The sequence below is a fragment of the Streptomyces antnestii genome (assembly GCF_004005495.1).
Lineage (GTDB): Bacteria > Actinomycetota > Actinomycetes > Streptomycetales > Streptomycetaceae > Streptomyces > Streptomyces antnestii.
The window spans coordinates 225,574-233,809 of sequence record NZ_RZYA01000014.1 but is presented as its reverse complement, the minus strand read 5'-3'; the positions used below and the strand labels follow the sequence as shown (position 1 = coordinate 233,809).

8 protein-coding genes and 1 pseudogene are annotated in these 8,236 nt (G+C 68.1%); 5 read left to right on the top strand and 4 right to left on the bottom strand.

Annotated elements, in window-relative coordinates; genetic code table 11:
• Both EOT10_RS26970 and EOT10_RS26965 read right to left on the bottom strand, forming a co-directional pair.
• On the bottom strand, positions 1-585 hold a 585-nt coding region (locus tag EOT10_RS26970), incomplete at its 3' end, for a pentapeptide repeat-containing protein (RefSeq protein WP_223281223.1).
• A 589-nt stretch (positions 586-1,174) separates the two neighbouring features.
• Positions 1,175-2,050, bottom strand: coding sequence for a site-specific integrase (locus tag EOT10_RS26965; protein WP_127830920.1), 876 nt, complete (start codon positions 2,048-2,050; stop codon positions 1,175-1,177).
• Between the two features lie 350 nt (positions 2,051-2,400).
• Between EOT10_RS26965 and EOT10_RS26960 the strand changes: the two genes are divergently transcribed.
• The 4 genes and pseudogenes from EOT10_RS26960 to EOT10_RS26945 form a co-directional block, all read left to right on the top strand.
• Complete coding sequence (locus tag EOT10_RS26960; protein WP_127830919.1) at positions 2,401-3,495, top strand: tyrosine-type recombinase/integrase; 1,095 nt, start codon at positions 2,401-2,403, stop codon at positions 3,493-3,495.
• Positions 3,423-3,803, top strand: a complete 381-nt coding sequence (locus EOT10_RS26955) for a helix-turn-helix domain-containing protein (protein ID WP_127830944.1) — start codon at positions 3,423-3,425, stop codon at positions 3,801-3,803. Before EOT10_RS26960 ends, EOT10_RS26955 begins: the two co-directional genes overlap by 73 nt.
• Positions 3,804-3,819: 16 nt before the next feature.
• Positions 3,820-4,071: a hypothetical protein gene (locus EOT10_RS26950; protein WP_127830918.1), complete on the top strand. Its 252-nt coding sequence runs from the start codon at positions 3,820-3,822 to the stop codon at positions 4,069-4,071.
• A pseudogene (locus tag EOT10_RS26945) lies at positions 4,061-4,807 on the top strand (hypothetical protein); the annotation flags it as partial. The gene EOT10_RS26950 and the pseudogene EOT10_RS26945, both read left to right, overlap by 11 nt.
• Before the next feature lie 293 nt (positions 4,808-5,100).
• On the opposite strand, the gene pip reads toward EOT10_RS26945, so the two are convergent.
• Together pip and EOT10_RS26935 are read right to left on the bottom strand one after the other, a co-directional pair.
• Positions 5,101-6,066, bottom strand: coding sequence for a prolyl aminopeptidase (pip, locus tag EOT10_RS26940; RefSeq protein WP_127830917.1), 966 nt, complete (start codon positions 6,064-6,066; stop codon positions 5,101-5,103).
• A gap of 725 nt (positions 6,067-6,791) precedes the next feature.
• Positions 6,792-7,634, bottom strand: coding sequence for a DUF6461 domain-containing protein (locus tag EOT10_RS26935; protein ID WP_127830916.1), 843 nt, complete (start codon positions 7,632-7,634; stop codon positions 6,792-6,794).
• A gap of 136 nt (positions 7,635-7,770) precedes the next feature.
• Between EOT10_RS26935 and EOT10_RS26930 the strand changes: the two genes are divergently transcribed.
• Positions 7,771-8,214 (top strand): hypothetical protein, encoded by a 444-nt coding sequence (locus EOT10_RS26930; RefSeq protein WP_127830915.1) that lies wholly within the window; start codon positions 7,771-7,773, stop codon positions 8,212-8,214.
• The last annotated feature ends 22 nt before the right edge of the window (positions 8,215-8,236 follow it).

Below are 8,236 nucleotides of genomic sequence, written 5' to 3'. Positions count from 1 at the left end.
CGCGCCGCCCAGTTTCGCGTCGGTCAGGTCCGCGCTGGTCAGGTCCGCGCCGCCCAGTTTCGCGTCGGTCAGGTCCGCGCTGGTCAGGTCCGCGCCGCCCAGTTTCGCGTCGGTCAGGTCCGCGCTGATCAGGTCCGCGTCGGGCAGGTCCGCGCGGGTGAGGTTCGCGCGGGTGAGGTTCGCGCTGGTCAGGTCCGCGCCGCCCAGTTTCGCGTCGGTCAGGTCCGCGCTGGTGAGGTTCGCGCTGGTCAAGTCCGCGCCGCCCAGTTTCGCGTCGGTCAGCTTTGCGCTGATCAGGTTCGCGCTGGTCAAGTCCGCGTAGGTCAAGTCCGCGTCGGTCAGTTTCGCGTCGGTCAGCTTTGCGCTGATCAGGTTCGCGCTGGTCAGGTCCGCGTAGGTCAGGTTCGCGCCGGTCAGGTCCGCGTCGGTCAGCTTTGCGCTGATCAGGATCGCGCTGGTCAGGTCCGCGCCGGTCAGGTCCGCACTGATGAGTCTTGTGTGGAAAAGGTCCGCGCCAGACAGATCGGACCCGGACAGGTCCGCATGATCGAGGGAGGTATTCACCCAGGACGTACCATCCGCCACAGCCTCTTCCCAGCGCTGGCGCCGAGCTCCGCCAGCAACGAGAACGCGCGCCCACCAACCGGACGACCGCACACGCAGCCACGGACGGTTTGGGCGGGCAGCCACAGCAATACGCCCAAGGGGCGTGTCAGGAGGCGTCTTCACGAGCGCTCCTCCCTGCGGCAGGCCGCGGGCTACGGGGCGTCGTTCGCGCCGTCACCGGCCTTGCCTGAGACTTCGGCTCGACTTCTACACCGGAGAGGATGCCCCTGATGGTGGCCGGTGCCCCGATGCCGAAGATGAAGGCGGGCCATGGACCGTCGATCTGGCTATGGGCAGCTGCAGCCACGACTGCACCCAATGTGAGTCCGACCCCCATCACGAAGAGTCGTGGCATCAAGTCGCCCTTGCCTTTGCGCCACGGCCATTTGTACCCCGCCGAGACCACGGCCGCCGACAGCGAGAGCAGCGAAGCGGATCCCCCGCCAGCCAGGCCCCAGAGGGCCGCTTGCCACCACATCATCTTCTGACGATAGGTGCTCAACCAGGCGGAGGCGAAGCGGAGTTGCAGATGAGTGGTCCTAGGCCTGTCCTCGGGCGGCCCGGCATGTCACCGACGGAGCGGCATGGTGGGGTTGTCCGCCCACGGCACCCCAGGGTCGAGGTAGCGGGCCAGGGCCCGCGAGCCCGGCCGGTACCGGCACTGCTGCTCGATGATGTGCCGCGGAGTGCCGCGCCGTTGCAGGTGACGCACGCAGCCCCGGCGCATGGAGTGCCCGGCCCACCGGGGCCGGCGGCCCCGCAACTCGCGCCGCCTGCGCCGGAGGTCGGCCCGGTAGGCCTCGCGCACGTCCTGGTCCGCGGGCAGTTCCTCGAGCGCCCGGCGCTCGGCGTTCGTCGACAGCAACGCGCGCTCGTCGTCGGTCAGCTCTTCACCGGCCAGGCCGACGAGCTCGGCGCACGCGCCGATCAGGTTGCGCAGCACGCGGTCCCCCCAGCCCCCGGCCCGCGCCGGGTCGGCCGGGGGCCGCCCGGCCGTCGTGAACTGCCCGTTCTTCACCCGGCGCAGCAGCGGGCCCGCGGTGATCTCGGCGGCAGCCAGCCGGGCCGCCCACATGCGGTGCAGCGTCACCGGGCAGGTGTCGTCGTTCTGCGCGAGGATCCGCACCACGTCCCGGGTGCGCCCGTGGGGATTGGTCTTGGACAGCCGGAGCGTGATCTCCAGGGCGGGCCAGGCGTACACCTCGCCGCTCTCCTCGTCGAGGAGCTCGGCGGCGACCTCGCGCAGGCCCGCCAGCGTGTGCCGATCGCGGGTGGCGAGCATCGCGGCCAGGTTCTCGCGGGTGCACTCGGCCGCCTGCAGGACGTCGCCGGCACCGGACCGGTCCCCGGCTTGTTCCCTGGTGCGGGAGTTGATGACCGCCCGCAGATACGCCCGGTCCTCCTCGTCGAGTGGATGCCCCGAGACGGCCAGCGTCGCCGCCATCGCGCCGGTGTACGACTCGATGGACTCCGCCCGGTAGCCGAGGTCGGCCAGGTGCGCGGCCCAGTCCGGCAGCGTGCCCGGATCGGTGCCGACCCGCCGGTGTTCGCGGCACCAGGCGGCGAACGCGTCGGTGCGACTGGCACGCGACCGCGCGGTGTTCGCCGGGGTCGCCGCCGTGTGTGCGACATCCCGCGAGTTCCTCTGAGCCCCGCTGAGTGCTTGCCCCGGTGGCCAGGGTGTTCTGTCTCCTTGGGGTGTTCTTGGAGCTGGTGACGTAACTTCAGGATTCTTGAAGCGTTCTCACTTCGTCCGATCGATCTGTGATCGGGGTGAAGGCGAGGAGGCTCGGGTTGGCGCTGGCAGCCGTACGCGATCTGCGCGAGTTCCGCGATCCGGTCTCGGCGGAGGAACTGGAGCAGTTCGAGACCGATGTGCTCGCCGGGTTCGTCCTCGCGCGGGCTTCGGCAGGGCTGGCGGATGGCACTATCCGCGGGGACGTCGGGTACCTGGACCAGATGCGGGCATGGTTCGGCCAGCCGCTGTGGGATATGGAGCCGGCCGATGCCGACGGGTACTTCGGGAAGGTGCTGCGGGGCTCGCCGAGTGGCACCCGGTTGGCCCGCGCGCAGGCGCTGACCACGTACTTCCTGTTCCTGGAGCTGCGGCACAAGGCCGAGATCCACCGGATGACCGGTCGGGTCGTCGAGTGCCCGATCGACGAGATGAACCGCCCGCGGGGGTCCAAGGACGCCGCCCTGCGGATCCCGCCGACCGCGCCGGAGATCAAGACACTGTTCACCGGCTGGGGCGGCGAGCTGGCGACCTGCCGCAAGTTCGCCCCCACCGCGCGGAACTACACCGCATCGAAGCTGATGTCGCAGGTCGGACTCAGGGTGAGCGAGGCATGCAAACTCGACCTGGCCGACATCAAGTGGGACCTGGGCCGCTTCGGCAAGCTCCATGTCCGCCACGGCAAAGGCGCCCGCGGCTCGGGCCCGCGCGAGCGGATGGTGCCGCTGATCAACGGCGCCGACCGCACGCTGCGGTGGTTCATCGAGGACGTGTGGGGCCAGTTCGACGACGACCACACCCGCCCCGGCGCCCCTCTGTTCCCCTCCGAGCGCAGGAACACCGACAGCTCCTCGCGCTGCGTCGGCGACGACGCCTTGCGCAACGGTTTGGCCACCGCGGCGAAAGCCCATCTGCCCGGCTGGGCCGACACGCTGACTCCGCACGTCCTGCGGCACTTCTGCGCGTCCGAGCTCTACCTCGGAAGTCTTGATCTGCTCGGGATCCAAGAAGTCCTCGGACACTCATGGATCGCCACCACGATGCGGTACATCCACGTCCAGCAGACGCGGGTCGAGGATGCCTGGGTGACCGGGCAGCAGCGGGCCGCGAAGCGGCTGGAAGGACTGATGGGAAGAAGTGGAACCTGCGGCTGACCGCCGCGAACAAGGGGATCTGGAAGGCCTCCGAGCTCCAGCGGAGCCTGGCCGAACACGGCTTGGTGATCTCGGCCGGGAAGATGTCCGGCCTGTGGTCGGGTCAGCCGGTCTCCCTCAAGCTGGAGGACCTGGACGTGATCTGTGTCGTGCTCGGCTGCGAGATCGGCGATCTGCTGATTCCCGAGCCAGGGAAAGTCACCCGCCCAGGTCAGCAGGCTGGAGTCCAGGAGGCCACGACTGGCTCGATGGTGGCCCCGGCCGTCGTGCCAAAGCGCCGCGACGCCCGTTCTCTGCCGCCGTTGTGACCTGGTCACCACCATCATGGGGAAGATCAGTGAGAACAAGTCGGCGGCCTCCTGCTCGGGCTGTTTCGCCTGGGGGCAGCTGCCCGGCCGGTTCTGCCGCGGCTGCTATACCTACGGCCAGCAACACGCCGTCGGCGAGTGCGTCGGCTGCCGGCGGCAGGTTCCGGTCGATGACAAGCACGGCTACTGCCGCCTTTGCCGGGTTCAGGCGACCTGGGCGATCAAGGCCAGCGGCAAGGCTTCGGTGATCGATCCGGGTTCTGGGTGACGAGTATGCGGGATTCCCCCTGATGTACCACTGGCGGGTTCTGCCTGACTCCCCTCCCGAAGGATTCACCGACGAGTTCGGGGGCCTGGAGGGGGCTGTCGCGCACTGGGAGGGATCACCCGCCGTTCGTGACCGGCTGGAGGCCATCGGTCAGGCCTCGTACAGCCTGGTGGTCTTCCTGGAGTACGTGCCGCACACACTCGCCGGATGGCTGGCCGACCACCGCAAAACCGCCGTTCCGGAAGGCGGGGACGGCTCGCCCTTCCGCTGGGTGGAGGAAGCCCTGATGAGCGGAGCTGCCTTCATGAGTTCTCGCGGACTTGTCCACTTCGATGCTCACTTCGACAACATCCTGACCGATGGACGCCAGCTCTACTTCGCTGACTTCGGACTTGCCCTGAGCTCCCGCTTCGACCTTTCGGCGGACGAGTCCAACTTCCTCTCGGACCACCTCACGTACGACCGCTGCTACACCGCGAGCCACCTGCTCCAGTACCACTTGCTCGACGGCGTGCGCGGTGACACGGAACGCGAAGCCTTCCTGCACGACTGGATCGAGGGCCGGCGACCTGGCGACATCCCGCCTGAGATCACGGCCATCATCGACCAGCACGCACGCCCTACCGTCGTCGTGGACTCCTTCTTCCGCCGTCTGCTCACCGAGAGCAAGCAGACGCCGTTCCCGGCCGCGGAGATCGAACGACGGTTGGGCGCTGGCGCCACAATTCCGAGCTGATCTACACCCTCGCCTCGACTGTCCGGCATCGGCTGCCACGGCCGCTGCCTACCGACGGGCATTTCGGCGCATCTTCCCGGGCTCTACGACCACCCGGCAGTAGCTCGGGTCACCGTGTAGCTGAGGCCTCGCTCTGCGGACTACGTGGGCCAGGCACTGTCACCGCAGCAGCACCGGCGCGAGGTTCGGCCAGTTGTCGTCCTCACCGGCGGCCCCGGCCGCGGCAGCAACGGCCACGCCTCAGCCGCCCCGACCTGGCGCGACCAGGAGAGCACAGCGCAGTGCGGTGCCAGTCACTGTCCGCTATTACCGAATCGCGCGATCGCTTCCAGGGCCGCGTCCTGCATCGCGGGACTGCCTGTGTGTCCGGAGTCGTCGATGACTTTCAGCTCCGCGTCTGGCCACGCTTTGGACAACTCCCACGCGGTCTTCAATGGGCTGCCGAGGTCGAGTCGGCCGTGGATCAGCACCGCCGGGATACCGGCCAGCCGGTGTGCGTCACGGAGCAGTTGTCCGTCCTCCAGCCAGGCGTCGTTCGCGAAGTAGTGCGCGCAGATCCGGACGAAGGCCATCAGTGCGTTGTCAGTCTTGTCACTGTAGGCGCCCGGATGACCGAGTGCCTCGTGGGCGATGACAGCGTCCTCCCAAGCGCACCAGGCCCGCGCCGCCTTCACCCTGACCGCCTCATCAGGGCTGTTCAGCAGCTGGTTGTAAGCGGCCACGAGATTGCTGCTCCGGTCCGCCTCCGGCAGTACGTCGCGGAATGTCTCCCAGGGGCCTGGTAGCAGGCGTCCGACGCCGTGGTAGAGCCAGTCGGTCTCCTCCGGCCGGGTCATGGTGACACCGACGATGACGACCTCGGAGACCCGCTCGGGATAGCGCTCAGCGTAGGCGAGGATCAGTGTTGAGCCCCAGGAGCCGCCGTAGAGGAGCCAGCGCTCGATGCCCAAGTGCTCGCGTAGCCGCTCGATATCGGCGATGAGGCGGTCGGTGGTGTTGTGATCGAGGCTGATGGACCGGTCGGAGGCGTGAGGCTGGGATTCACCGCAGCCACGCTGGTCGAACAGGACGATCCGGAAGACCTCGGGATCGAACATGTTGCGACTGCCGCGGCGCCCTCCGTTGCCGGGGCCGCCGTGCACGCACAGGGCCGCCTTCCCATCGGGGTTCCCACTTGTCTCCCAGTAGATCTGGTTTCCGTCGCCGACATCGAGGAGGCCGTGCGCGTACGGCTCGGTGGGCGGGAACGGCTGGGCCATGAGGTCTCCTCCTGAGGGCGCGAAGAACAACTTCGCGAGGCTAGTCGCCCACCGGAACGACGTCTCCTGATTTACCCTCAGCTCGCCCGGCGGGGTACGCGGCCCAGTCACGTCTGGCATAGCCGACCCAGCGGAGCGCGGTGTGGCGGTGCATCCCGGTCACGTCCGCGAGGATCGGGCTGGGGAGATCAGCACCGAGGTCGGCTGGCTCCCCGTCCTACTGCCGCCACGGCTTGCCTGCCCGGCCGCACTGCTTGCAGGTGTAGGCGGCGGCGAGCCCGACGCATGGTCCGCAGACCTCGGCGCCGTGGTCACCCCTCGCGATCAGTGGCTGGACCATGCCGCAGCGAGGGCACTCGGCTGGTGAGCGGAGCACGGCGGTGTAGCAAGTCACGCAGACCGGCCCAATAGGCCAAGGGGTGTTGACCGGCTTGGTCCAGCTACAGCGGGCGCACGGCTCGCCGGTGCGATGGCGCTGGTAGCAGGTGGCGCAGATCGGTTGGCCCTGTTCGTCGCTGCTGGCGCAGGAGCGGACCTGGCTGCAGATTGAACAGGTTGCGTCGGGACCCTGGTCGCATCCGTCGCAGAGGTCCGGCTGCCCGTCGCGCATCTGCTGGCGACGGCTCAAGAAGGCTGCCGGACCATGATCGCAGAAGCCTCCGTGGCGGCAAGTTCCCTTGTAGAGGGCGGCGAGTACGCCGGGGCGCCCTCCACACGCTCGCTCGCTACTCACCTGTCTCGTGCTCCGAACGATCCATGGCCGGCGGCTCGTTGTAGGTGATCACCACCGGCGCGTTCGCCTCCGCCCGTGCTCGGTCCGACGCCGTCGCGATCTCCTCGTAGGTCCATTCCCTGTGCAGGCGCTCCCCGTGGGCATCGGTGATGTCGATGACCACGCCGGTCCACTCCTCGGCGGGCTGTTCGGGGACGAGTCCCAGCTCGTACGTAGCGCCCTGGAGGAGGGATTCGGTGACGCGGATGCCGGTGAGTCTCTCGGCCAGAGCGAGGACCGCCGCCTTCCGGTCGATGTCCGGGGCGCTCTCGTCGTGCTCTCCCTCGGAGGTCAGAGGGAAGCCGACTTCCCGCAGCAGGGGGACCAGTTCATCGGGAGTGTTGCCGTCGCGCGACGAGGGGCCCTCGAACGTTGTACGGAGCTCACCGTCCTCGAACCAGTGGAAGAGGTGGATGGGCTTGCCGCCGTTGGTCGAGTGCGCCACGACCCGGCCGCCCTTCGACAGAGTCTCCACGCACGGCGCCGCTATCCCCAGGCCACCGTCGAAGCCGAGGACGAGTGTCCAGTCGCCGTCCTCGCCCGGAGCACTGAAGGCGCCCGCCACGTAGGACTCGTCCCAGTAGTCGTAATCCACCTCGGCGCGGTGAGCGTCGTCCGCCTCGATCAGCCCGGCCGTTCCCTCCCCGGTGCCGCGGGGTTCCGCCTCCATCGCGCGCAGCACCTCGCGCGGGGTCCGCCCCCGTATCAGTGTCAGGGTGTATCCGCTCGCCATCATGTGGCGGAAGAGCGGCGAGGTACGGATCCAGGCGTAGTCGTGCGCGGTCACCAAGTTCATACGGCGCAGTGTGCCTGATGTCTCTGACAACGCCCGGTGCGAGCCGGTTCTTACAGCTGGAGCTGTCGCGCCGCCGAGCCCATGTCAGCAAGGTGATCGTGTTACGAGCTCCAAGCCGTCACGCTAGATTGATCGCATGGAACCGGAAACGAACTCTCAGAGCAGCCTGTTCGGGAACACGGGGCCGTGGGACGTCGTGTACGACGACTTTGTCATCTCATACAGCCAGTTCTGGGTCGCCGCGCGTGATGGTGCGGACTTCACGACTGCGATCCCGGCAGGGGAAGAAGTGAAGGGGAACGGACAAGCAGTCGGCATTCCCGCTGCTTCCCAGGAGACGCGCGTGGAAGTTGCTCTCTCGTACTGGCAGAGCACGCCGCCTGATGGTGTCGGAAAGTACCTTGGGTCCGCCGTCCTCGATGTACCTAACCGCGAACTCCGGTGTCTCAACGTCGAGGGTCGAGAGGAACCAGCAGTTCTGGTGCTCCCCGATGATGGCTCACATGAAGTGAAGGTCTGGCGCAGGAACGACCTACCAGAGCAATACGACATCCGCGTCTCGGAGTGCCCCGACGACTAGAGCCGTCGGGGCACGAGGTAGC

Bases quoted from the DNA above. Each gene is read 5' to 3' on its own strand.
- EOT10_RS26950 (WP_127830918.1), top strand. From the start codon at position 3,820: ATGGGGAAGATCAGTGAGAACAAGTCGGCGGCCTCCTGCTCGGGCTGT.
- EOT10_RS26930 (WP_127830915.1), top strand. From the start codon at position 7,771: ATGGAACCGGAAACGAACTCTCAGAGCAGCCTGTTCGGGAACACGGGG.
- EOT10_RS26935 (WP_127830916.1), bottom strand. From the start codon at position 7,634: ATGAACTTGGTGACCGCGCACGACTACGCCTGGATCCGTACCTCGCCG.
- pip (WP_127830917.1), bottom strand. From the start codon at position 6,066: ATGGCCCAGCCGTTCCCGCCCACCGAGCCGTACGCGCACGGCCTCCTC.
- EOT10_RS26965 (WP_127830920.1), bottom strand. From the start codon at position 2,050: ATGGCGGCGACGCTGGCCGTCTCGGGGCATCCACTCGACGAGGAGGAC.